Here is a 23337-nt window from a genome sequence, read left to right as displayed (position 1 = left end):
TGGTCCGGATGACCGAGCAGCCGCCCACGACGCCGCACCCCGCACCGGCACCCACGCCCGCGACCGTGCGGGGCGACGGCCGCCTGCCCTCGGACATGGCCGAGCTCGACCTCGACGCCCAGGCCGACGCCCTCGAGACGCTGCACACCACGCTGCAGGCACGCCTGTCCCAGGACGGCGGCTGACCGTGGCGCGTCTGGTCCGCATCGACGCCGAGCTCGTCCGGCGTCGGCTCGCCCGCTCGCGCCAGCATGCGGCCGAGCTGCTCGCCGCCCACCGGGTCACCCTCGACGGCGAGGCGGTCGTCAAGCCCGCCCGCCAGGTCGACCCGGCCCAGGCCATCGTCGTGCGCAGCGTGGAGGCCGCCGAGGACTACGTCTCCCGCGGCGCGCACAAGCTCGTCGGCGCGCTCGACGCGCTGGACGCACGCGGCACACCGGTCCGGGTCACCGGCCGACGCTGCCTCGACGCGGGTGCCTCCACCGGTGGCTTCACCGACGTCCTGCTGCGCCGCGGGGCCGCCGAGGTCGTCGCCGTCGACGTCGGCTACGGCCAGCTCGCCTGGACGCTGCGCAACGACCCTCGCGTCACCGTCCTCGAGCGGACCAACGTGCGCACGCTCGACCCCGCCGCTGTCGCGCCCGCGCCGGGGCTCGTCGTCGGGGACCTGTCCTTCATCTCGCTCGGCCTGGTGCTGCCCGCCCTGGTCGCGGCCGCCGCCCCCGACGCCGACCTGCTGCTCATGGTCAAGCCCCAGTTCGAGGTCGGCCGCGAGGCCCTCGGCTCCGGCGGCGTCGTGCGCGACCCCGAGCAGCGCGGGGGCGCCGTCGTCGGCGTCGCCCGCACGGCCGCCGGCCTCGGCCTGGACACCTGGGCCGTGGTCCCCAGCCCCCTGCCGGGACCGGCCGGCAACGTCGAGTACTTCGTGGCGATGCGCACGGGCGCGGAGCACCCCCTCACGGGTGCCGCGCTCGAGGAGGCCGCCCGCGCTGCCGTCGAGCACGGCCCCGCAGGCAAGGAGCATGTGCGATGACCGAGCCACCCAAGCGACGCGCCGACGGGACCGAGCCGGCCGGCGACCGCGAGGTCGTGCTGCTCTACCACCCCACCAGGCCCGACGCCCTGGCCGCCGCACGGGTCGTCCAGGACGGGCTGGAGCGCGCCGGCCTGGGGGTCCGCGCCATGAGCCCCGCGCTCGACACCACCACGGGCGAACGCGCCCAGGTCGACGGCGCCGAGCTGGTCGTCGTCCTCGGCGGGGACGGCTCGATCCTCACCGGTACCGAGCTCGCCCGACCGCACGGCGTGCCGGTCCTGGGCGTCAACCTCGGCCACGTCGGCTTCCTCGCCGAGGCCGAGCCCGAGGCGCTGCCCGAGGTCGTGCGCCGCATCGTCGCCCGCGACTACCTGGTCGAGGAACGGATGACGGTCGACGTCGAGGTTCACACCCCCGACGGCGAGACCCGGTACGGCTGGGCGCTCAACGAGGCGGCCGTGGAGAAGGGACCCGACGGGCGCATGGTCGAGGCCGCGCTCGGCGTCGACGGCCGCGGCCTGTCGACCTTCGCCTGCGACGCGGTCGTCCTGGCCACCCCCACCGGCTCGACCGCCTACGCCTTCTCCGGCGGCGGCCCCGTGGTCTGGCCCGGCCTCGAGGCCCTGCTCGTGGTGCCGATCGCCGCGCACGCGCTGTTCACCCGCCCGATGGTCGTCGGCCCGGAGTCGGTCCTCGAGGTCGAGATCCTCGCCGAGGCGCGCTCCTCGGCCACCGTGCGGTGCGACGGGCGACGCACGATCGACGCACCCCCGGGGGCACGCATCGAGGTGCGACGCGGCGGCCGGCCGGCCCTGCTCGCGCTGCTGAGCGACGCCCCGTTCTCCGGTCGCCTGGTCGCCAAGTTCAACCTGCCCGTCAGCGGCTGGCGCGGCCACGGCACGGACGGGGCCGGAGGCGCGGGCGCGCACCCGGGCGCGACCCAGGCTGCACGCCCGGCGCAGGCACCGGGCGCACGCCCGGCGGAGGGCCACACGTGATCGAGCGGGTGACGATCAGCGACCTCGGCGTCATCGCCAGCGCGCGCCTCGACCTGGGCCCGGGCCTGACGGCCCTGACCGGCGAGACCGGCGCCGGCAAGACCATGGTGCTCACCTCGCTTCGCCTGCTGCTCGGCCACAAGGCCGACAGCTCGATCGTGCGCCACGGCCGCGACAGCGCCCTGGTGGAGGGGGAGTGGGTGCTGCCCGGGTCCGCACCCGCCCGCGAGCTCGCGGCCGAGGCCGGCGCCGACGTGGAGGACGACCTCCTCGTCGTCGCCCGCAGCGTCTCCGCCAAGGGCCGCTCCCGTGCCCACGCCGGCGGACGCACCGTGCCCGCCACCCTGCTGGCCGACATCGGCGACGGGCTCGTCACCGTCCACGGCCAGGCCGACCAGCTCCGGCTGCGCGAGCCCGCCCGCCAGCGCGCCGCCCTGGACACCTTCGGCGGCCCCGAGCACCTCGAGCTCGTCCGGGCGGCCGGTCGCGCGCATGCCGCCGTCCTCGACGCCCGCGCCGCCCTCGCCGAGTGCACCGCCGACGAGGGGCGCCGCCTTGCCGAGATCGCCTCGCTCACCCGCGTCGCCGAGCTGGTCGCCGCCGCCGACCCCACCCCCGGCGAGGACGAGGAGCTGCGCTCGCTGTCGCTGCGCCTCGAGCACGCCGAGACCCTGCGCACGGCGGCCGCCGAGGCGCGCGCCGCCGTCGTCGGGAACGAGGAGGACGGCACCCCGGGGGCGGCCGTCCTGCTCGGCCACGCCGCCCAGACGCTGGCCGCTGCCGGCGGCCACGACCCCGCGCTCGAGACGCTCGCGGCCCGCGCCGCCGAGCTCGGGCCGGCCCTGAGCGACCTGGGCACCGAGCTGACCGGGTACCTCGACGGCCTCGACGCCGATCCCGCCGCGCTGGACACCGTCCACTCGCGCCGCGCCGAGCTGGGCCGGCTCGCCCGCGAGCTGGGCGTCGCGGGTGTCGACGAGGCGCTCGCCGAGGCCGAGCGGGCCGCCGTGCGGCTCGCGCAGATCGACGGTCCGGCCGCCGAGCCCGAGGCCCTCGCCGCCGCCGTCGAGCAGGCCGAGGAGACGCGCGCGCAGGCCGCCGCCGACCTCACCGCCTCCCGGCGCGCCGTCGCCGAGCGCCTCACCGCCGCCGTCGACGAGGAGCTGCGCGGCCTGGCCATGCCCGGCGCACGCCTGGGCATCGACCTCCAGCCCCTCGACGAACCCGGCCCGCACGGCGCCGAGGACGTCCTGCTCACCCTGGCCACCCACCCCTCCGCTCCGGCCCGCCCGCTGGGCCAGGCCGCGTCGGGCGGCGAGCTGTCCCGCGTCATGCTCGCCCTGGAGGTCTGCCTCGCCGCGGCGGCCGGCAGCGAGTCCCGCACCTTCGTCTTCGACGAGGTCGACGCCGGCGTCGGCGGCCGCGCCGCCGTCGAGGTCGGCCGCCGCCTGGCCGGCCTGGCCCGCCACCACCAGGTCGTCGTCGTCACCCACCTCGCGCAGGTGGCCGCCTTCGCCGGCGACCACCTCGTGGTCACCCGCGGGGACGACGGGGTCACCGACGTCGTGCCGGTCAGCGGCGAGGACCGGGTCGTCGAGCTGGCCCGGATGCTCTCCGGCCAGGAGGACTCGACGGCGGCACGCACCCATGCCGCAGAGCTGCTCGAGCTGGCCGGCGTGTCACCATGACCGCGTGAGGCTCTTCCGACGATCGGCGAGGGGGACCGCCGACGACCCCGACGTCGTCGCCGGGCCCGCCCGGGTCGACCCCCGCACGAAACGGCTGACCGCCCGGCTGCGCCCCGACGACGTCGCCGTCATCGACCACGTCGACATCGACCGGGTCTCCGCCGAGTCGCTCGTGGCCGCCCGCCCCGCCGCCGTCCTCAACGCCGCGGAGTCGACCTCCGGGCGCTACCCCAACGCCGGGCCCTCGATCCTCGTCGACGCCGGCATCCCCCTCGTCGACGACGTCGGACCGCACCTGATGGAGCTCTCCGACGGCGACCCGGTCGAGGTCCGCTCCGACGGCTCGATCTGGTCCGCGGGCGAGCTCGTCGGCCGCGGCCAGACCCAGGACGCGGAGACGGTCGCCGCGAGCGCGGCCCGGGCCCGCGAGGGCATCTCCGCCCAGCTCAAGGCTTTCGCGACGAACACGATGGAGTACGTCGAGCGCGAGCAGGACCTCATCATCGACGGCATCGGGATGCCCGAGGTGCGCACCGTGTTCGACGGGCGGCACGTGCTCATCGTCGTGCGCGGGTACCACTACAAGGAGGACCTGGCGATGCTGCGCCCCTACGTGCGGGAGTTCCGCCCGCTCATCGTGGGGGTCGACGGCGGCGCCGACGCCGTCCTCGAGGCCGGGCTCTCGCTGGACATGATCGTCGGGGACATGGACTCCGTCTCCGACGAGGCGCTGCGCTCCGGTGCGGAGATCATGGTGCACGCCTACCGCGACGGCCGCGCGCCGGGGCAGGCTCGCGTCGAGCGGCTCGGGGTCGAGCATGTCGTCTTCCCCGCGCCCGGCACGTCCGAGGACGTCGCCATGCTGCTCGCCGACGACAAGGGCGCCAGCGTCATCGTCGCCGTGGGCACGCACAACACCCTCGACGAGTTCCTCGACAAGGGGCGCGCGGGGATGGCCTCGACGTTCCTCACCCGTCTGCGCATCGGGTCGAAGCTCATCGACGCCAAGGGCGTCTCCCGCCTCTACCGCACCCGCATCTCGGGCTGGCTGCTCGTCCTGCTGGTCCTGGCCGGACTGGTCGCGCTCGCCGCGGCCGTCCTGGCCACGACCGCCGGGCAGGCCTTCCTCGAGCTCGCCGCGACCCGCTGGGACGACCTCGTCGCCTGGGTGCGCGGCCTGTTCGGGGGAGGCTGAGGCCTGATGTCCGGCACAGGAGGAGCCGCATGATCGACTTCAAGTTCCACGTGGTCTCGCTGATCGCGGTGTTCATGGCGCTGGCCGTGGGCATCCTGCTCGGCGCGGGCCCGCTCGGCGGCGCCCTGGGCGACACGCTGCGCGGACAGGTCCAGGACCTGCGCACCGAGCGGGAGGCCATGCGCGAGGAGCTCAACCAGACGCGCGCGGACCTCGAGTCGGTCGACGCCCTCCTCGAGGACGGCGGGCCCCGGCTCGTCGACGGCACCCTCGAGGGTGGCCGCGTCGCCCTCATCGAGGTCCCCGGCACCGACGGCGAGGACCTCGAGGCCGTGCGCGAGTCGCTCATCCAGGCCGACGCCGAGATCGTCGTCGAGGCGGCCGTCACCGAGACCCTGGTCTCGCCCACCCAGGGCGACGAGCGCCTCGAGCTGCTCGCCGAGCTCGCCCCCGACGCCGGCGACGACGCGGACCCCGTGGCCGCGCTGGGGCAGGTGATCGCCGACGCCCTGACGGTGGGCCGCACCGAGACCACCGGGATCGACGACGCCGCCGAGGACGGTGAGCTGCTCGACCTCCTGCGCGGCTCCGGCGAGGGCCTGGTCACCATCCCCGACGACCCGCTCGACCGCGCGGACGTCGTCGTCGTCGTCGGCCCGCGGGCGACCGAGGACCCCGAGATCGACCCGACCGCCGACGCCGACGAGGACGGCACCGCCGACGCCGACGCGGAGGCCGCCGAGCGCAGGCTGCTGCTGACCACCGCGCTGCAGGCCGTCGGTGCGATGGCCGAGGAGGCACCGACGGTCCTCGTCGGGGCCGCGGAGTCCGAGCGGGACCTCGTGGGCCTGCTGCGCGAGCAGCCCGAGCTGGCGCCCACGGCCACCACCGTGGACTCCGTGGGTTCGGTCTCCGCCACGGTCGTCACACCGCTGGCCGTGGCGGTCACGCTCGACGACGTCGTCGCGCACTACGGGCTCGGCGCCGGTGCCGACGCCGTCCTCCCGCCCGCCGTGGCCACACCGCTCGAGCGACGCACGAGCGAGGCGCCGACGACCGGCGAGGGGGAGTCGCCGACCGCCGGCGCCGAGGACGAGACCGCCACGTCAGGGACGGGCTCCGGCTCGGGCTCCGACGCCGACGAGGACGAGACCGGGACGGGGACGCCGTGAGCGCGCGGGGCCTCCTGCGCCGCGGAGCCGCCCTCGCCTGCGGGCTCGGCGTGCGCGCCGGCGTCCGTGCGGCGCTCGCATCCCGCGCGCCGGGTGGGCACGGGGCGTGGAACCGCGTCAACCACGCCGACCGCGACGTCTCCCTGCTGGGCGGACTCGCCCTCGGCGCGGCGGTGACCGCCGTCGGGCCGGTGCTCGCGCTCACCCGCACCGGGGTGCCCGGACGGCTCGCGCTGGCCGGCGCCACCGCGGGCGCCACCGCCACGCTCGCCGGCGCCCTCGACGACCACGGGGAGGCACTGACCGGCGTGCCGACCGCGCGGGCCAAGGGCCTGCGCGGGCACCTCGGAGCCCTCGCGCACGGCGAGGTGACCACCGGTGCGCTGAAGATCGCCGTCGTCGGCGCGGGGGCGCTCGGGGCGGCGGCCGCCCTGCCCGGACCACGCTCCGTGCCCGCCCGCCTCGCCGACGCCGCCCTGGTGGCCGGCAGCGCCAACCTGGCCAACCTCTTCGACCTGCGCCCGGGCCGGGCGCTCAAGGTGGCGGCCCTCGTGCTCACGCCCGTCGCCGTGGCGGGCGGCGCCGGGCGCGGCCCCGCGGCCGCCGGCGTCCTCGGCGCCGTCCTCGGCGCGCTGCCCGCCGACCTCGCCGCCCGGGAGATGCTCGGCGACACCGGGGCCAACCCCCTGGGCGGAGCGGTCGGCGTCGTCCTGGCCGCGGACGGCTCCGGCGCGCGACGCACGGCGGCGCTGGCCACCGTCGTCGGCCTCACGCTCGCTTCCGAGCGCGTCTCCTTCACCCGCGTCATCGAGTCGGTCCCCCTCCTGCGGGCGATCGACCGCGCGGGGCGCCCGGAGTAGCCCGTGGCGGGCAGAGCGGCGGCGGACCGGGGCCCGACGGGCGCAGGCCCGGGAGACAGTGGCCGGGCGGACCGGGAGTCCGCGAGCAGCGACCCGGGGGGCGGCGCGGCGACGGGCCGTCCCGTGCTCGCCGGCGCACTGGGCGCCGCCGGTCTCATCGCGGTGCTCAACCTGGCCAGCCGCGTGGCGGGGTTCGGCCGCTGGCTCGTGCAGTCCTGGGTCCTGGGCAGCTCGGCCACCGCCGACGCCTACGCCAAGGCCAACACGATCCCCAACGTCCTGTTCGAGATCGCCGCCGGCGGGGCACTGGTGGGCCTCGTCGTCCCGCTGCTGGCCGCCCCCATCGCCCAGGCGATGCGCGGGGAGACCGCCAGGCGCGCCTCGGCCCTGATCACCTGGACGCTGGTGGTCCTCGTCCCGATCGGGGCCCTGGTCGCCCTGCTCGCGCGTCCGATCGCGGCGCTGCTCCTCGGCGAGACGACCGATGAGGCGCTCGCGCTGACCGAGACGTTCCTACGGATCTTCGCCCTCCAGGTCCCGCTCTACGGCGTCGGGACCGTGCTGACCGGCATCGCCCAGGCCCACCACCGCTTCGCCTGGCCGGCGCTCGCCCCGCTCATCTCGTCGCTCGTCGTCATCGCCACGTACGCGCTCGCGGGTGTCCTCGGTGGCCCGTCGACCGACGACCCGGCCACCGTGGCGCCCGGCATCGTGGCGCTCCTGGCCTGGGGGACCACCGCGGGCGTGCTGGCGATGAGCGTGACCCCGGCGCTCGCGCTGCGCGGGCTCGGCCTGTCCTGGCGCCCCACCCTCGCCCTCGGGCGCGACCTCGGCCGGCAGGCGCTGGCCCTGGCCGGCGCCGGGCTCGCCGCGCTGCTCGCCCAGCAGGTCGCCGTCCTGGCGGTGCTGCGGGCGACGTCGGCGCAGCCCGGCACCTACAACGTGTGGCAGTACGCCCAGGCGGCCTATCTGCTGCCCTACGCGGTGCTCGCCGTCCCGCTGGTCACGGCGGTCGCCCCGCGCATCGCCCAGATCGCCGCGCGCTCACCGGCCGTGGCCGCCCCCGTGGTCGCCCGCTCGGCCCGCGCGGTCCTCGCGGCGGGCCTGCTCGGCGGTGCGGCACTGATCGCCGTGGCCCCCGCGGTCACCGCCCTGTTCTCCGCGCGCCACGACATGCCCGGCATGACCCTCACCCTCACGGTCCTCGCCCTGGGGCTGCCTGGTTTCGCGCTCCTGCTGCACGCCCAGCGCTCCCTGTACGCCGTCCACCGGGCGCGGCTCGCGACCGCGCCCGCCCTGGTGGGCTGGCTCGTCGCCGCGGCCGGCTCCGTCGCCGCCGGCGTGGCCGCGGGCTCCGCCGGGCACGGCGCGCTGCTGGGCGCGCTCGCCGGCGCCTCCAGCGCCGGCATGACCCTGGCGGGCGTGGTCGCGGTGGTCTGCCTGTCGCGCGCGCTCGGCGCCGGTGCGCTGGCCGGCCTGCTGCGCTCGGCCGGGACCTCCGTCGTCGGCGGCGCCGCCGGTGCGCTCGCCGGGCGATGGGTCACCGAGCTCGTCGTGGGGGAGGGCGGGCCGGCCCGGGCGATCCTCGCCGGCCTGGCCGGCGGGCTCGTCGCCCTCACGCTGTGGATCCTCGCGGTGCTCGCCGGCGACCGCGCCGTGCTCGACGCGCTGCGCCGCCGGACGGCCACGGCCCAGGAGCCGGGAACGGACCCCGACGACGCGTCCGGCCCGACCTCCGCCACCGGCAGCTCCGCCACCGACACGTCCGCCACCGACACGTCCGCCACCGACACGTCCGCCACCGACACGTCCGCCACCGGCAGCTCCGCCACCGGTTCACCCGCCACCCCCGACACGAAGGACGCCACATGAGGATCCTCCAGGTCACCGGGACCACCACCGGCGGGGTCGCGAGGCACGTCCGCCAGGTCGTCGAGGTGCTCGAGTCCCACGGGCACGACGTCCGCATGGCCGGCCCGGCCGACGTCATCGCCGACGCCCCGGTCCCGGCCGCGGCCCTCGACCTGCGCGACCGGCCCTCCACCTCGGACGTGTCCACCGTGCGCACGCTGCGCCGGCTGGCCGCCGGCGCCGACGTCGTGCACGCACACGGCCTGCGCGCCGGTGGGGCGGCGGTCCTCGCGGTCCGCACGCTGCGCCCCCGCCCGCGCCTCGTGGTCACCGAGCACAACCTCGCCGTCGGCTCCGCGCGGGTGCGGGCGGTCGCCGAGGCGCTTGAGCGCGTGGTGGCCCGGGGCGCCGACGTCGTGCTGCCCGTCTCCCCGGACCTCGCCGAGCGTGCCCGACGGTTCGGCGCGCGGGAGGTGGACGTCGCCGCCATCCCTGCACCCGAGCCCCGCCCCGCGGGTGCGACCCGGCAGGAGGTCCGCCGCCGCCTCGGCCTGGACCGGGACGGACCCACGAACGAGGGCGCCACCGGCGACGACGGCCCCCGGCTGGTCCTCGCCGTCGCGCGCCTGGCCCCCCAGAAGGGCCTCGACCTGCTCGTCGAGGCCGCGGCACGCACCGAGCAGCTCCTGCCGCCCGCCGGCGGGGGACCGGCGGCCGTGTGGTGCATCGCCGGCGGGGGACCGCTGGGCGCGGAGGTCGAGGCCGCGGCCCGGGCGGCCGGCGCCCCGGTCCGCGTGCTCGGCGCGCGATCGGACGTCCCCGACCTCCTGGCCGCCGCCGACGTCGTGGTGTCGACCTCGGTGTGGGAGGGGCAACCGATCTCGCTCGGCGAGGCGATGCACGCCGGCGCCGCCGTCGTCGCCACCGACGTCGGGGGGACCAGCCTCGTCGTCGGCGACGCTGCCCTCCTCACCGGCCGCGACGCCCGTGAGGTGGCCGCCGCCGTCGCCCGGGTGCTGTCCGAGGACGACCTGGCCGAGCGGCTGCGGGCGGCCGCGCGACGCCGCTCGGGGGAGCTGCCCGACGAGAGTGACCTGTACCGCCAGCTCGTGTCCGCCTACGCCGCCGCCGCACGCTGCTAGGGTCGAAGCCCGTGGCACCCACCTCGACGCGGCTCTTGCCCGGAACCCCGGTCCCCAAGCAGATCTTCGTGACCGGCGGGGTGGTGTCGTCGCTCGGGAAGGGCCTGACGGCCTCCTCGCTGGGCCGGCTGCTCCGCTCGCGCGGCCTGCGGGTCGTCATGCAGAAGCTCGACCCGTACATCAACGTCGATCCCGGGACGATGAACCCGTTCCAGCACGGCGAGGTCTTCGTCACGGAGGACGGCACCGAGACCGACCTCGACATCGGCCACTACGAGCGGTTCCTCGACGTCGAGCTCTCCGGCCGCGCCAACGCCACCACCGGGCAGGTCTACTCCGAGGTCATCGCCCGCGAGCGGCGCGGGGAGTACCTGGGCGACACCGTGCAGGTCATCCCGCACATCACCGACGAGATCAAGGCGCGCATGCGCGCCCAGGCCGAGCCCGACGCCGCCGGCGAGACACCCGACGTCATCATCACCGAGATCGGCGGCACCGTCGGTGACATCGAGTCCCTGCCCTTCCTCGAGGCCGCGCGGCAGGTGCGCCAGGACGTCGGTCGGGACCACGTCTTCTTCCTGCACGTCTCCCTCGTGCCCTACATCGCCGCCTCGGGCGAGCTGAAGACCAAGCCGACGCAGCACTCGGTCGCCGAGCTGCGCTCGATCGGCATCCAGCCCGACGCCCTGGTGTGCCGCACCGACCGCGCGCTGCCCGAGGGCGTGAAGAAGAAGATCGCCTCGATGTGCGACGTCGAGGGCGAGGCCGTCGTCGAGTGCCCCGACGCCCCCTCGATCTACCAGATCCCGCGCGTGCTGCACACCGAGGGCCTGGACGCCTACGTGGTGCGCCGCCTGGGGCTGTCCTTCCGGGACGTCGACTGGACGGAGTGGGACCGCCTGCTCGACCGGGTCGACAACCCCCGGCACGACGTCGAGATCGCCCTGGTGGGCAAGTACATCGACCTGCCCGACGCCTACCTCTCGGTCACCGAGGCGATCCGCGCCGGCGCCTTCGAGCACCGCGCGCACGCCCGCATCCGCTGGGTCGAGTCCGACCGCTGCGCCACGCCCGAGGGCGCGCGCGAGGCGCTGTCCGGGGTCGACGCCGTGCTCGTGCCCGGCGGGTTCGGCGTGCGCGGCATCGAGGGCAAGCTCGGCGCGCTGACCTGGGCGCGCGAGCAGCAGGTGCCCACCCTCGGCATCTGCCTGGGGCTGCAGTGCATGGTCATCGAGGCGGCCCGCTCGCTCGCCGGCCTGCCGGACGCGAGCTCCTCGGAGTTCGACCCCGACACGAGCGAGCCGGTCGTGGCGACGATGGCCGAGCAGGAGCAGTTCGTCGAGGGCGCCGAGGGGGACATGGGCGGGACCATGCGCCTGGGCTCCTACCTGGCGCGGCTCACGGCCGGCTCGGTGGTGGCCGAGACCTACGGGGCGACCGACGTGTCCGAGCGGCACCGGCACCGCTACGAGGTGAACAACGCCTACCGCGACCGCCTCGAGGCGGTGGGCCTGCGGGTGACCGGTACCTCGCCCGACGGCGGGCTCGTCGAGTTCGTCGAGCTCGACCGCGAGCTGCACCCGTACTACGTCGCCACCCAGGCCCACCCGGAGTTCCGCTCGCGGCCCACCCGGGCGCACCCGCTGTTCGCGGGGCTGGTCGGGGCGGCCGTCGAGCGGCAGCGCTCGACCCGCCTCCTCGAGGTCGACGACGACGTCGCGACGTCGCGCCCGGCCGGCGGGGACGCCGCCGGTGCTCCTGACGGGCGAGAGACGGACGGTCCGGGGACGGACGGCGGGGCGACGCCGGGGACCGCCGGGTGACCGACCACGTCGGCGACCCGGGCCACGTCGGCGACCCGGGCCACGTCGGCGACCCGGACGGCCCCGGCCACGCCGACCTCGCCGACCGGGACGAGGACCGCACGGTGCTCGCCTCGGACCTCCTGCTCGACGGCCGGATCTTCGACATCGTCGGCGACACCGTCGAGCTGAGCCCCGGCGCGGAGCCGGTCCGCCGGGAGTACCTGGTGCACCCCGGCGCGGTGGCGATCGTCGCGCTGCGCGGCCCGGACGAGAACCCCGAGGTCCTGCTGGTCTCGCAGTACCGGCACGCGTCGCGCGCCCGGCTGCACGAGATCCCGGCCGGGCTGCTGGACGTGCCGGGCGAGGACCCGGTCGAGGCCGGCCGGCGCGAGCTCGCCGAGGAGGCTGATCTGCGCGCGGGACGGTGGGACGTGCTCAACGACGTCCTGCTCTCGCCCGGGGCGACCAACGAGTGCGTGCGGATCCTCCTCGCCCGCGACCTCAGCGAGGTGCCCGCAGGGGAGCGGCACGAGCGCGCGGAGGAGGAGGCGGAGATGGTGCCGACGTGGGTACCGCTTGCCGACGCCGTCACCGCCGTCCTCGACGGCCGGATCCACAACGGTGCGACGACGGCCGGCCTGCTCGCGGCCGAGGCCTCACGCTCGCGGGGGTGGGCCGGTCTGCGGCCCGCAGACGCTCCCTGGCCGCTGCGCCGCTACCGCTCGGCCGACGGGACGCCGACCGGCGCCCGGACCGGTCTCCCGCCGGAGCACCGCACGGTCTGACCGCCCTCAGCGGGCGGCGACCCCCGCCAGCAGGTCGGCGGCGACCGCCCGCCAGCGGGGCCGGTAGGCGTAGACCCCGGCCAGCCGCAGGCGCGTCGCCTCGCTGTAGGCGGCGACCCGCCCGGGATCGGTGCCCGTCGCCCCCGCGAGGAAGCCCTCCCGCGCCGCGGCCGCGACGTCGGGGCCGATCAGCCCCTGGGCGCGACGCAGCTCGAGGTGGACGAGCACGTTCGCGACGTCGACCGCACGCTCACCCACGGCCAGGGTGTCGACGTCGATCATGCCGATCCCGCCCCCGTCGGGAGCGAGCAGGAGCTGCTTGTCGTGCAGGTCGCGGTGCAGCACGCCCAGGTCGGGGCTCCCGGGCACGTCGGCCAGGACGCTGGCGACGTGCGCGCGCGCCCAGGCCGCCGGCTCCGCCTCGAGAAGGCCGTGCCGCACGGCGGGCACCAGCCAGTGGTCGATCGCCGCGAGCTCCTCGTCCACGCCGTGGTGGTCCGCGACCGACGACCGCCGCGCCCCGTGCAGCCGGGACGTCCCCCGCCCCGCCGACCGCCAGGCGTCGTGGGCACGGTCCGGGCCCCACGCGGTGTCGGTGCCGAGGTCGTGGAGGGTACGCCCCGGCACGACGCTCCACAGGAGCACCCCCTCCTCCTCGCGAGAGCCGTCGAGCAGCCTGGGGACGGTCACGGGGAGGTCGGCGCCGTCGCCGGGGTCCGCGGCGGCGAGCAGGTCGGCCACGAGCGTGCCCCGGCGGGCGACGTCGGCGGCCCTGCCCGGCCGGACAACCTTCGCGAAGGCCGCCGGCCCGCCCCCGTCGCCGGGGAGCTGCACGACGGCGCGGCGGCCCGGCCGGTGCGCGACGAGCCGCGCCCCGGGCCGGGCGAGGAGGCCGGCGAGGGCGGGCAGCTCGGCGTCGTCGCCGTGCGGCTGGAGCAGGACGTCGCCGACGACGTGGGCCGGCGCGGGTGCGGCGGCGGCACGCCGCTCGAGCGCCTCGGGGTCGGCGCACCACTGCCCGGCCACCGTCGCGCCGTCGGGGCCGGTCAGCTCGAGCAGCGCGTGGTCCGTCCCGCGCGGCCAGGCCCGCACGACGTCGTACCGCTGCCCGTCCGGGTCGACGCGGTCGGGCGGGCGCAGGCGGGACCCGGCGGGCGCAGCGACCGTCGGGCCCGTCCTCGGTGCGCTCATCGTGCCGCCCGTCGGACCGCGAGGTCGTGGGCGACCTCGACCAGGGTGGCGACGGCGTCGGGCCAGTCACCGCGGTGGTGGCGGAAGGGTTCCGCCGCGCGCCGCAGGACGGCCGCGGCGCACTCGGCGCGCAGCCGGACCGGGTCGACGTCCCCGCCCGCGCCCGCGTAGCCCTCGAGCAGCCCGCCGAGCAGGGTCTCGGGCTCCGGCGCGGCCCGCCACGGCTCGGCGGCGACGGCGGCGCCGTACCACGAGCCGAGGTCGGTCATCGGGTGGTCGACCCGGACCCGGTCGAGGTCGAGGATCGTCACCCGCGCCTCGCCCCCACACGTGCCGCGCGGCGCCGGCCCGACGATGACCTGGTCGGCCGAGAGGTCGCCGTGCACGAGGCGCGTCGCGGGGGCGGCCCCGGCGAGCACCGGCAGCAGGAGGTCGACCGCCTCGCGGGCGGCCGCCGCGCTCCCCGGCACGACGGCGCGCACGGCGTCGACGGACTCCTCCAGGTCGCGGGCGATCGCGGCCGCGGCATCGACGCCCGACAGGCCCGGTGGCGCCGGCCGGTCGTGGATCTCGGCCAGCATCGCGCCGACCCGCGCCCGCAGGCCCGTCGTCGCATGCGCATCCAGCGCGTCCAGGCGCGTCCCCGGGACCCAGGACGTGACGACCGTGCCCCGGCGTGCGTCGACGTCGAGGATGTGCGGCACGTCGAGCCCGGCGAGGGCGGCGTGCCGGACGACGACCGCCGCCACCCCGCTCGGCCGGTGCGCCTTGACGACCCGCGGCCCGCCGTCGCGGGGCTCGACCCGGGCGACCCAGCGCCGGCCGGGCTTGTAGACGAGGGGACGCACCTGCTGCGCGGCGCGGACCGTGGCCGGGACCCCGGGCAGGTGGCGGTCGGCCGTCGCGTCGGCGAGGCCGACCAGGCGCCGCTCGTCGACGACGGCGCCGAGCCCGACGTCGTCGCTCCTGCCCGCGTGGGCGAGCTTGGCGAGCTTCGGTGCCGAGCGTTCACCCACGGCGAGCGCCTGCGCGACGGAGGTCCCGCCGCCCGGGTGGTGCAGCAGGAGCCCGGCCACCAGGGAGATGCCCGGCTTGTAGCGCAGATAGCGGATCTCGGCGTCGGCGATGTCGACGCCCAGGCTGCGGACGAGGTCGGCGGGCGCCAGCACGTCCGCCAGCCCGGGGATGCCCGGGTCGGCGGCGGCGAGGCGGTCGTCAGCGGGTGCGAGCGTCGGCACTGTGCTCCTTGCGGTCGATGGTCCCCGGCGAGCCGTGGTCGTCGGGGTCGAGCGTGGCGAGCCGGCTGCCCGGGGTGGCGAGCAGCTCGGCCGGGGTGCCGTGCTCGACCACGCGCCCGCGCTCGAGGATGACGACCTCCTCGCAGTCGAGCGCGGTCTCGATGCTGTGGGTGATGACGAGGGTGGTGCGGCCGGCGGCGAGGCGGTCGATGGCCTGCAGCACCTGGGCGGAGTTCGCCGGGTCGAGGCCGGTGGTGGCCTCGTCGAGGATGATGACCGGTGCGTCGCGGAGCATCGCCCGGGCGATGGCCACGCGCTGTCGCTGGCCGCCCGAGAGCGTGTCGCCCCGCTCGCCGACGACGGTGTCGTACCCGTCGGGCAGCCGGCTGATGAAGTCGTGGGCGTTGGCGGCGCGGGCGACCTGCTCGATCTCGGCGCGGGTCGCACCCGGCCGGCCCATCTCGATGTTGTCCGCGAGGGTGCCGTGGAAGAGCACCGACTCCTGGAGCACGATCGTCACGTGGGCGCGCAGCGACTCCACCGTCACGTCCCGCAGGTCGTGGCCGTCGAGCTTGACGGCGCCGGCGACCGGGTCCTGGAGGCGTAGCAGGAGGCTCGCGATCGTCGACTTGCCGGAGCCGGAGTGCCCGACGAGCGCGACCTTCGATCCCGGCCGCACGCGCAGGTCCACGCCGTCGAGGGCACGGTCCTTCCCGGTGTAGGAGGCCGTGACTCCCTCGAGGCGCACCTCCCCGGCGAGCCGACGGATCGTGTAGGCCTTCGGCGCGTCCGCGACCTCCTGCTCGGTGTGCATGAGGTCGAGGATCCGCTCGCCGGAGGCGGCGGCCTTGGCGATGCGGCCGGTGTACTTGGCCAGGTCGCGCATGGGGCGGAACGCGGTCTTGAGGTACTGGAGGAAGACGACGAGCTCGCCGGGGGAGAGGTGGCCGCGCACGACCGACCAGCCGCCCACGAGCAGGACGACGCCGGTGGCGATGCCGACGAGCACGTCGGTGGTGCGCTCGAGCCCGGCCGAGAGGCGGGTCGCCCGCACCCCCTCCTTCAGCTCCTGGTTGTTGGAGGCGGCGAACGAGGACTCGAGACGCTCGGCGAGGGAGTAGGCCTGGACCACCTTGATCGCCCCGAACGACTCGCCGGCCGCACCGGCGAGCTCACCCTCCCGGCGGCGCTGGACCCGGGAGGCGGAGGTGATCCGGCGGGTCGAGCGCGAGGAGGACAGGGCGAACAGCGGAAGCGTGGCGAGCACGACGAGCGCGAGGCGCCAGTCGAGGACGAACATGACGACGAGCATCGCCACGAGGGTGACGACGTTACCGATGAGCGGCATCGCGGCCGTGATGGCGACGTCCCGCAGCCGCCCGACGTCGGCGATGAGCCGCGTGATGAGGTCGCCGCCGCGCGAGGAGGTGTGGAAGCGCAGGGACAGGCGCAGCACATGGGCGTAGACCTTGGCGCGGACGGAGGTCATCGCCCGGGTGCCGGCCAGGGCGAACAGCACCGTCGTCAGGTAGGCGGTGAGGGCCCGCAGCGCGGCGACCGCCACGACGGCGACGGCGCACAGGACGAGGAGCCGCATGAGCCCCGGGTCCTCGGCGGCACCGGGGACGACCACCGCGTCGATGACGAAGCTCAGCGGCCACGGCTGGAGCAGGCGGAAGGCCACCTCGGCGAACAGGGCGACGAACCCGCCCGCGACGAGCCCGCGGTGCGGCCGCAGGTGGGGGCGCAGGAAGGTGAAGATGTGCCGCAACGAGGGCACCACCGAGCGCAGCTCGGCCACCGGTCGACGGTCGGCCATCAGACCACCACCGGGGTCGGCTCGTGCGCGGCACTCCTGTGCGCGGGCGGCTCGTGCGCGGCCGGCGCCCCGTCGGGCACCGGGACCCGCCCGAGGTCGACCCCCGCGGCCGCCAGCGAACGTCGGACGACGTCGGTCCAGGTGCGGTCGGCACACACGTGCGCGCGTGCCGCCGCGCCGGTGCGGCGGCGCAGCCAGGGGTCGTCGGCAAGCACCCGCAACATGGCCGCGAGCGCGAGCGGGTCGGAGCCCGGGACGAGGAATCCCGTCCGCGCGTGCTCGACGACGTCGACGAGCTGGCCGACCGACGAGGCCACGACCGGGAGCCCGGCCGCCATGTACTCGTAGACCTTGAGGGGTGAGAAGTACCCCTCGCCGCCGGCCGGGTAGGGCGCCGTCGCCACGTCCATGCGGTGCAGCTGTGCGGGGACGTCGACCGGGGCCAGGGCTCCGGTCGTCTCGACGGCGTCTGCGATGCTCAGGTGCCTCGCCTGCTCACGCAGGGACCCGGCCTGCGGGCCGTCGCCGACGAGCAGCAGCCGGGCGTCCGGCACCGTGCCGCGCAGCAGGGCGACGGCCTCGAGCAGGGTCTCGGTGCCGTGCCAGGGCTTGAGGGTGCCCACGAAGCCGACGGTGAACGGGCGCCGCGCACGCTCGGCGGGCTCGGGGGGACGGATCCGCTCGACGTCGACCCCGTTGGCCTCGACGACGACACGCGCCCGGCGCTCCGCGGGCACCAGCCCGCGCGCCCAGTCCGCGACGGGACCGGAGACGCACACGACGGCGCTCGCGTCGCCGCAGACCTGCCGCGCGACGGCGTCGGCCTCGCGCTCGTGGACCAGCCCGCGGTGGCGCGCCTGCTCCCGGGGGAGCGGCGCGTTCACCTCGAGGACCGAGGGCACGCCGTGCTCGCGCGCGTAGGCGGTCCCCGCGGTGCTCCAGAGCGAGTAGCGCTCGTAGACGAGGTCGAAGGGGCCGGCGTGGTCGAGGGCGTCGCGCGCCTCGGCGTCGGCGGCGATGGCCCGCCGTTCACGGTCGGCGACGTCCTCGCCCCGGACCGGGCCGAGCTCGACGACGTGCAGGCGGCCCTGCTCGAGCGCCGCGGCTGCCGCCGGCCACGGTGAGCCGTCGGTCCGGCGGCACACGAGCGTGACCTCGTGGCCCGCCGCGAGCAGCACCTGCAGCACCTCCTGGACGTGGACGGAGGCGCCCTTCCGGCCGAGGACGGGGATGCCGGGGTCTGCGCAGAGGTAGGCGATCCGCATCAGGTCACCTCCACCGGGTGGCGGGCGGTGTCCGGGCCGGCCACGGCGGCGGTGGGCGGTCGACCGTGGTGAGGTGCGGAGTCGGGGGAGTGCCCGGGGGCGCCGGCGCGGGTCGCGCGCTCGAGGGCGGCGACCTGGCGGCGCGTGTCGAACTCGACCTCGACCAGCCGGCGCGCGGCGGTGGCGAGCCGGGCGCCCAGGCCGTCGTCGTCGAGGAGCCGCGCCACGGCCCTCGCGAGGGCGACCGGGTCGTGCTGCGGGACCTGCAGCCCCGTGTCCTCGTGCCGGACCGCCTCGACGATGCCCGTGACGTCGGTGGAGATGCACGGCGTGCCGAGCGCCATGGCCTCGAGGAGGACCGTCGGCAGGCCGTCGGCGTTGCCGTCCGAGCCGACGACGCACGGCGCGGCGAACACCCGGGCGGCGGCGACCTGCTCGCGCACCTCGTGCTGCGGCAGCGGCCCGGTGAGGGTGACCAGGTCCGTCAGGCCGAGCCGGTCGACCTGGGCGGCCAGCTCGTCGGCGAGGGCCCCGCCGCCGATGATCCGGCACCTGGTGGGGCGACCGGCGTCCCGCAGGTGGGCGATCGCGTCGACGAGCACGGAGAACCCCTTCTTCTCCACGAGGCGCCCGACGGCGACGACCTCGGGCGGGTTCTCGACGGGCGCGGTCGCGGAGGGGGATCCCGGGGGCGCGAAGGGGAACTGGTCGAGCGGCAGCCCGTTGTAGATCCGGTGCAGGCGCGTGCCGGCGACGGCCTCGGGGAACGCGAGCCGGAGGTGGCGGGTGTTGAAGTCGCTGATCGTCACCACGTGGTGCGCGTCGGCGATCTTCACGGCCAGGTCGGTGGGGTCCACCGAGGAGTGGAAGATGTCCTTCGCGTGGGCCGTGAACGAGTACGGGACGCCGCTGAGCAGGGAGGCGAGGCGCGCCACGGTCGTCGCCATCGAGGCGAAGTGGGCGTGCAGGTGGGTGATGCCGCGGCGCACGACCATGAGCGCGACGTCGACGGCCTGGGCGGCGTCGGAGGCGTCGGCGGCGAGGAGCTCGGGCAGGTGCTCCGGGAGGCGGGGCAGGTCGGGGGCGGCGTCGCGCAGGGTGAGCCACAGGTCCTCCGCCTTGCGGGCGCGCGGCACGTACGTCACGGGCGCCCGGACGTCGGCGAGCGAGCTGTGGAAGCGCGGGTCCACCGGTGGGCGCAGGGAGAACACCTCGATGTCCGCGCCGCGCTCCTCGCGGCCGAGCAGCTCGGAGACGATGAAGGTCTCGGAGAACCGTGGGTACATCTTGAGGACGTAGCCGATCCGTTCATGCGACATGGGAGCTCTCCTTCGGGTCGAGAAGTACCGCGAGCAGGTGCGGCAGCCGGGCGAGCCCGTCGAGGTCGACGGGGGGACCGACGGCGCGGCGGGGGGCCGGTCCGTGGTGCGCCGCCGTGGCGGAGACCGCGCCGGCCAGCCACGAGGAGAGCGCCTGCTCGGTGAGCACGTCCGGGTGGATCATCTCGAGCCGGCCCGCCCCGGCGAGGAGCCGGGCGCGCACGAGCTGTTCCTGGCGCGGACGGACGCGGGGGACGACCAGCAGCCGGCTGCCGAGCGAGAGCGCCTCGCACACGGTGTTGTACCCGCCCATCGAGACGACGGCCGAGGCCCCGGCCAGGAGGGCGACCGCGTCCTCGACGAACGTGCGCACCGTCAGGTCGGGGCGGGACGCGGCCAGCTCGACGATCTGGTGGAGGTCGTCGGTCGGCATCTGCGGGCCCGCGACGAGGACGCCGTGGTGCCCGGCGGGCATGGTGCTGCGCACGAAGGCCTCGGCCAGGTGCGCGCCGTCCGCGCCACCGCCGACGGTGGCGAGCACGTAGGGGGTCTCGACCTCGGTGACCTGGGTGGGGCGACACCTGCCGGTCGCGAGGTAGCCGGTGTGCACGGTGGTCTCCCGGGGCAGGTCGAGCTCGTCGGCGAGGTCGTGCACGGCCTGGTCGCCGTAGACCCAGACCTGGTCGTACCAGCGGCCCACGGCGCGTGCGGACCGGTCGGCGCGCCACTCACGGCGGGCCGTCCCGGCGTCGTCGAGGATGTCGCGCAGGCCGAGCACCACGCGCGTCCCGGCGGCCCGCAGGAGCTCGAGCGCCGGCTCGAGCTCGCCGAGGAACCCTCGAGGGTGCTTGTCGACGACGAGGACGTCCGGGCGGAACGAGTCGAGGGCGGCGGTGAGGATGCTGCGGCGCATGTCGCGGATGTGCGCCTGGTCGACGGAGAGGTGACGCGCGGAGTAGACGCCCGCGGAGTCCTTGCTCAGCGCGGGCAGCGAGACGAGCTCGCAGTGGGCGGGCCGGTCCGCCGTGACGGCCTCCGGCGCACCCGTGAGGAGCAGGATGTCGGGGGCGGGCTCCATGGTGCCCAGGGCGCGGGCGATCGCCAGGTTGCGCCGGACGTGCCCGAGCCCGAGGGCGTCGTGGGAGTACAGGGCGACGCGCAGGGCGCGGGGCCGGCCGGCCGCGTCGGTCCCGGTGCCGGGCCCGTCGGGGACGGGCGCGATGCCGTCCGTCGACGGATGAGCTCGCAGCGTCGTCGTGGTCCGCACGGCGTTCCCCCAATCTGTCCCTCCGAGGTCCGGGCCCGGTTGCCCCGACCTGATGAGGTGTGGTGAGTAGTTCACCTCGCGCAGGAAGGAGGACGGTGACGGTCGGATGAGACACCTTTCATCCACCGGTCGGTCGCCTCGTGTTCACGTCCTCGCCGCGCCCGTCGTCGAAGTGGCGAGGACGACCCGCCAGGGGGATGCGCGAGCGGGGCCTCGTCCGTGATGATCGGAGGATGCCTGTCGAGCTCCCCTACCGACGGACGTGCAGCGCCCTCCTCGTCGACGGCGAAGGCCATGTGCTGCTGGTCGAGGACGAGAGGTGCGGCGAGACCCTCTGGACGGCCCCGGGCGGCCGGGCGGGGGCCGCGGAGAGCTCCGAGGCGGCACTGAGAGGCGTGCTGCTCCGGGAGACCGGTCTCCTCCTCGCCGACGGCGCGCTGCGCGACCTCGTCTGGGTGCACCACCTCCCGCGCGAGGACCTGCGCGGCGAGGGCTTCGGTGGCACGAGCGACGAGGTCTACCTCGTGCGCGTCCCGCGGTTCGACCCGCTGCCCGGCGGGTGCGACGGCGAGGCGGTCCCGGCCGGCGTGACGGCCCCCTCGGGGAGGGCCGGTGCCGGCGGGGGTCCGGCCCGGGCGATCCGCTGGTGGGACCCCGCGGGCATGGCTCGCGCGGCCGAGACGGGTGTCCGGTTCAGCCCCCGGGACCTGCCGACCCGCCTGTCGGAGCTGCTCGCGACGGCATGGACCTGGCCGGTGGCGGAGCCGGCGACGATCCGCGGCGCCTGACGCGGCCGGCCGTCGGGGGCAGGGCCCGACGTCAGGGTCGGGGCGGTCGCGGTGCCGTCAGCGCCGCCGGGCGGGACCGGCCACCCAGGCCTCGGCGTGCGTGGCGACGTCCTTGCTCGTGCCCGCCAGCGCCGCGGCGAGGTCTCCCACGCGGTAGCTGGAGGCGCCCGCCCAGTCGGAGACGACGACCTGGCCGTCGGCCACCCAGAACGTGTAGGTGTGCACGCCGTCGAGCAGCAGGAGGTACGGCGAGGCGGTGATCGGCCGGCCGTCGAGCCCGGCCACCTCGGCGGTGTCGCCACGCTCCAACGAGGCCGGGATGCTGGACAGGGTCGACTCGTCGAGCCGGTCCCACGTCATCGACTCCGCCCCGCAGCCGACCATCTCCTCGACGACGAGGATGTCCGCGTAGCTGGGGATCGAGCCGGGCGCGACCTCCCGGGCGCCGAGCGTGGCGATCGTCCCGCCGACGTGGTCGGCCATCTCCAGGGAGGTCCAGCCGCCGGGCCGGCCCGGGTGCACGACCCGGATCGCCACCCGGTAGAGGGTGTCGTCCGGCTCGACGAAGCAGGTGAGGAACCGCGTGCCGCTGGGGGAGTCCGACCGCAGGAGCACCCCCGCACTGCCGTCGTCGCCGCGGAATGCCTCGTGGACGATCGTCATGCGTATCTCCTATGTCAAGCGGCTTGCTGGACGCAAGTCGTTGAGGTGGGGGTCAGGGGGATCGGAGGGGGAGTGAGGGCGCGTTGCCGGTGGGCTCGGGTGAGGGTGCGCCAGATGCGGCGGGCGATGGCATTCTTGACACAGCGGAGGGCTTCCATGACGGTCTTGCCCTGTTCGCGGAGGCGTTCGTAGTAGTCCTTGCCTGGTCCCTCGAGGCGGATCTGGGTGATGGCGATGCGGTGGATCGCGCAGTTCAGCTGCCGGTTCCCGCCACGGTTGAGGCGGACTCGACCTTCTGTCTTGCCCGACCAGACCGGGATCGGGGCGCAGCCGGCGAACATCGCGTACTTCCCCTCGTTCGCGAATCGTGTGATCCCGGCGGTCTCGGCGATGATCTTCGCGGCCGACAGGTCGGCGCAGCCGGGGATCTCCAGCAGCACCGGCTCGACCTCTCGGACCATGGCCCGCAACCGCGTGTCGAGCTCGCTGATCAAGTGGCAGAGCCGTTCGAGATCGGCCAGGACCATGCCCGCGATCTCCGCGACGATTCCTTCGCTGGCTTCGATCACCTCCCGCACCCGTGCCTGGGCCGGCCGATGGACCAGCGCGCGTGATGGTGGGTCGACCTCGGGATCGAGCTCGTGCAGGTGCCAGCGCAGGCGGTTGATCACCCGGGTCCGCTCCGCGACCAGGTCCTCCCGGCGGGCCAGGATGAGCTTGACCTCTCGTGCCTGCTCATCGGTGGACGCGGTCGGCAGATCCTCTTCGCGAGCCATCGCCCGCGCGACGGCGAGCGCGTCGATGGGGTCGGACTTCCCACGGGTGCGCGCGGTGGCGCGTTGGCGGGCCATCAGCTTTGCCGGCACTCTGACCACTGGCTCTCCGTGAGCGAGGAGGTCGCGTTCGAGCAGGCCGGTGAGGTGGCGGCAGTCCTCCAGCCCCCACCGGCGGTCCTGCTCGATAAAACTCTTCTGGGCCCATCGGTAGGCCTTCTCATGACCGCTGTGGGTCGCGTGGACCGTGACCTGCCCGATCTGCTTACCCGCCGCGTCGACCGCGACGAAGGTGTGTGACTTCTTGTGGACGTCCGCGCCGATCAGCACCACCATGGTGACTGCCTCCCTTGAATCCGAGTGGGGGTCGAACGGTCGGGCCGGTCGGCGGACAAACCTCAGTGGGGCAGCTGCACGCTCCTATCAAGTCACGCCGGCCGGTCCTTCCCATCCGGCGACGGCAATACGCATGCAGGCCAACT

The 23337-nt window shown here is 76.0% G+C and carries 20 protein-coding genes; 12 read left to right on the top strand and 8 right to left on the bottom strand.

All coding sequences use genetic code 11. The features are described from left to right. Nucleotides 1-8: 8 nt before the first annotated feature. From AC3D3D_RS02755 to AC3D3D_RS02705, 11 genes are all read left to right on the top strand, one after another. Complete coding sequence (locus AC3D3D_RS02755) at nucleotides 9-185, top strand: hypothetical protein (RefSeq protein ID WP_463663635.1); 177 nt, start codon at nucleotides 9-11, stop codon at nucleotides 183-185. A gap of 2 nt (nucleotides 186-187) precedes the next feature. Beyond that, nucleotides 188-1033: a TlyA family RNA methyltransferase gene (locus AC3D3D_RS02750; RefSeq protein WP_463663634.1), complete on the top strand. Its 846-nt coding sequence runs from the start codon at nucleotides 188-190 to the stop codon at nucleotides 1031-1033. Continuing rightward, complete coding sequence (locus AC3D3D_RS02745) at nucleotides 1030-2034, top strand: NAD kinase (protein ID WP_463663633.1); 1005 nt, start codon at nucleotides 1030-1032, stop codon at nucleotides 2032-2034. The genes AC3D3D_RS02750 and AC3D3D_RS02745 overlap by 4 nt, the downstream gene beginning before the upstream one ends. Next, on the top strand, nucleotides 2031-3722 hold the full coding sequence (gene recN, locus AC3D3D_RS02740) for a DNA repair protein RecN (protein WP_463663632.1): 1692 nt from the start codon (nucleotides 2031-2033) through the stop codon (nucleotides 3720-3722). The genes AC3D3D_RS02745 and recN overlap by 4 nt, the downstream gene beginning before the upstream one ends. 4 nt (nucleotides 3723-3726) lie before the next feature. After that, nucleotides 3727-4917 carry a putative cytokinetic ring protein SteA gene (gene steA / locus AC3D3D_RS02735; RefSeq protein WP_463663631.1) on the top strand — a complete coding sequence of 397 codons (1191 nt, stop codon included), beginning with the start codon at nucleotides 3727-3729 and terminating at the stop codon, nucleotides 4915-4917. Nucleotides 4918-4946: 29 nt separating this feature from the next. After that, nucleotides 4947-6089 (top strand): copper transporter, encoded by a 1143-nt coding sequence (locus tag AC3D3D_RS02730; protein ID WP_463663630.1) that lies wholly within the window; start codon nucleotides 4947-4949, stop codon nucleotides 6087-6089. Continuing rightward, nucleotides 6086-6949 (top strand): hypothetical protein, encoded by an 864-nt coding sequence (locus tag AC3D3D_RS02725; RefSeq protein ID WP_463663629.1) that lies wholly within the window; start codon nucleotides 6086-6088, stop codon nucleotides 6947-6949. Before AC3D3D_RS02730 ends, AC3D3D_RS02725 begins: the two co-directional genes overlap by 4 nt. A gap of 123 nt (nucleotides 6950-7072) precedes the next feature. Beyond that, a complete protein-coding gene (locus tag AC3D3D_RS02720) occupies nucleotides 7073-8821 on the top strand; it encodes a lipid II flippase MurJ (protein WP_463663628.1) in 1749 nt (582 codons plus the stop codon). After that, the gene (locus tag AC3D3D_RS02715; protein ID WP_463663627.1) at nucleotides 8818-9942 is read left to right on the top strand and encodes a glycosyltransferase family 4 protein; all 1125 of its coding nucleotides are present in this window, start codon (nucleotides 8818-8820) and stop codon (nucleotides 9940-9942) included. The genes AC3D3D_RS02720 and AC3D3D_RS02715 overlap by 4 nt, the downstream gene beginning before the upstream one ends. 11 nt (nucleotides 9943-9953) lie before the next feature. Then, entirely contained in the window at nucleotides 9954-11765 is a 1812-nt protein-coding gene (gene pyrG, locus AC3D3D_RS02710; protein WP_463663626.1) for a CTP synthase, read from the top strand. Between the two features lie 104 nt (nucleotides 11766-11869). Further along, on the top strand, nucleotides 11870-12532 hold the full coding sequence (locus AC3D3D_RS02705) for an NUDIX domain-containing protein (RefSeq protein WP_463663637.1): 663 nt from the start codon (nucleotides 11870-11872) through the stop codon (nucleotides 12530-12532). A gap of 6 nt (nucleotides 12533-12538) precedes the next feature. Here AC3D3D_RS02705 and AC3D3D_RS02700 read toward each other — a convergent pair whose 3' ends face one another. Genes AC3D3D_RS02700 through AC3D3D_RS02675 form a run of 6 tightly spaced genes read right to left on the bottom strand, consistent with a single transcriptional unit; the run spans nucleotide 12539 to nucleotide 20631 of the window. Next, nucleotides 12539-13723 (bottom strand): aminoglycoside phosphotransferase family protein, encoded by a 1185-nt coding sequence (locus AC3D3D_RS02700; protein WP_463663625.1) that lies wholly within the window; start codon nucleotides 13721-13723, stop codon nucleotides 12539-12541. Then, a complete protein-coding gene (locus tag AC3D3D_RS02695) occupies nucleotides 13720-14961 on the bottom strand; it encodes a phosphotransferase family protein (protein ID WP_463663624.1) in 1242 nt (413 codons plus the stop codon). The genes AC3D3D_RS02700 and AC3D3D_RS02695 overlap by 4 nt, the downstream gene beginning before the upstream one ends. Continuing rightward, nucleotides 14939-16780, bottom strand: coding sequence for an ABC transporter ATP-binding protein (locus AC3D3D_RS02690; protein WP_463663623.1), 1842 nt, complete (start codon nucleotides 16778-16780; stop codon nucleotides 14939-14941). The genes AC3D3D_RS02695 and AC3D3D_RS02690 overlap by 23 nt, the downstream gene beginning before the upstream one ends. Beyond that, nucleotides 16780-18045: a glycosyltransferase family 4 protein gene (locus AC3D3D_RS02685; protein WP_463663622.1), complete on the bottom strand. Its 1266-nt coding sequence runs from the start codon at nucleotides 18043-18045 to the stop codon at nucleotides 16780-16782. Before AC3D3D_RS02685 ends, AC3D3D_RS02690 begins: the two co-directional genes overlap by 1 nt. Further along, a complete protein-coding gene (locus AC3D3D_RS02680; RefSeq protein ID WP_463663621.1) occupies nucleotides 18045-19364 on the bottom strand; it encodes a glycosyltransferase in 1320 nt (439 codons plus the stop codon). Before AC3D3D_RS02680 ends, AC3D3D_RS02685 begins: the two co-directional genes overlap by 1 nt. Beyond that, complete coding sequence (locus AC3D3D_RS02675; RefSeq protein WP_463663620.1) at nucleotides 19354-20631, bottom strand: glycosyltransferase family protein; 1278 nt, start codon at nucleotides 20629-20631, stop codon at nucleotides 19354-19356. The genes AC3D3D_RS02680 and AC3D3D_RS02675 overlap by 11 nt, the downstream gene beginning before the upstream one ends. 233 nt (nucleotides 20632-20864) lie before the next feature. On the opposite strand from AC3D3D_RS02675, the gene AC3D3D_RS02670 reads away from it, so the two are divergent. Further along, on the top strand, nucleotides 20865-21419 hold the full coding sequence (locus tag AC3D3D_RS02670; protein WP_463663619.1) for an NUDIX domain-containing protein: 555 nt from the start codon (nucleotides 20865-20867) through the stop codon (nucleotides 21417-21419). 57 nt (nucleotides 21420-21476) lie between these two features. Here the strand turns inward: AC3D3D_RS02670 and AC3D3D_RS02665 are convergent, their stop codons facing one another. Together AC3D3D_RS02665 and AC3D3D_RS02660 are read right to left on the bottom strand one after the other, a co-directional pair. Beyond that, nucleotides 21477-22082: a hypothetical protein gene (locus tag AC3D3D_RS02665; protein WP_463663618.1), complete on the bottom strand. Its 606-nt coding sequence runs from the start codon at nucleotides 22080-22082 to the stop codon at nucleotides 21477-21479. 14 nt (nucleotides 22083-22096) lie between these two features. After that, complete coding sequence (locus tag AC3D3D_RS02660; protein ID WP_488512340.1) at nucleotides 22097-23191, bottom strand: IS110 family RNA-guided transposase; 1095 nt, start codon at nucleotides 23189-23191, stop codon at nucleotides 22097-22099. Nucleotides 23192-23337 lie beyond the last annotated feature (146 nt).

Source organism: Georgenia sp. X1117 (assembly GCF_057784635.1).
This window is presented reverse-complemented; position numbering and strand designations above follow the sequence as displayed.

Bases quoted from the DNA above. Each gene is read 5' to 3' on its own strand.
- AC3D3D_RS02685 (WP_463663622.1), bottom strand. From the start codon at position 18,045: ATGCGGATCGCCTACCTCTGCGCAGACCCCGGCATCCCCGTCCTCGGC.
- AC3D3D_RS02660 (WP_488512340.1), bottom strand. From the start codon at position 23,191: ATGGTGGTGCTGATCGGCGCGGACGTCCACAAGAAGTCACACACCTTC.
- AC3D3D_RS02730 (WP_463663630.1), top strand. From the start codon at position 4,947: ATGATCGACTTCAAGTTCCACGTGGTCTCGCTGATCGCGGTGTTCATG.
- AC3D3D_RS02665 (WP_463663618.1), bottom strand. From the start codon at position 22,082: ATGACGATCGTCCACGAGGCATTCCGCGGCGACGACGGCAGTGCGGGG.
- AC3D3D_RS02670 (WP_463663619.1), top strand. From the start codon at position 20,865: ATGCCTGTCGAGCTCCCCTACCGACGGACGTGCAGCGCCCTCCTCGTC.
- AC3D3D_RS02715 (WP_463663627.1), top strand. From the start codon at position 8,818: ATGAGGATCCTCCAGGTCACCGGGACCACCACCGGCGGGGTCGCGAGG.
- AC3D3D_RS02690 (WP_463663623.1), bottom strand. From the start codon at position 16,780: ATGGCCGACCGTCGACCGGTGGCCGAGCTGCGCTCGGTGGTGCCCTCG.
- AC3D3D_RS02755 (WP_463663635.1), top strand. From the start codon at position 9: ATGACCGAGCAGCCGCCCACGACGCCGCACCCCGCACCGGCACCCACG.
- AC3D3D_RS02680 (WP_463663621.1), bottom strand. From the start codon at position 19,364: ATGTCGCATGAACGGATCGGCTACGTCCTCAAGATGTACCCACGGTTC.
- AC3D3D_RS02700 (WP_463663625.1), bottom strand. From the start codon at position 13,723: ATGAGCGCACCGAGGACGGGCCCGACGGTCGCTGCGCCCGCCGGGTCC.
- AC3D3D_RS02745 (WP_463663633.1), top strand. From the start codon at position 1,030: ATGACCGAGCCACCCAAGCGACGCGCCGACGGGACCGAGCCGGCCGGC.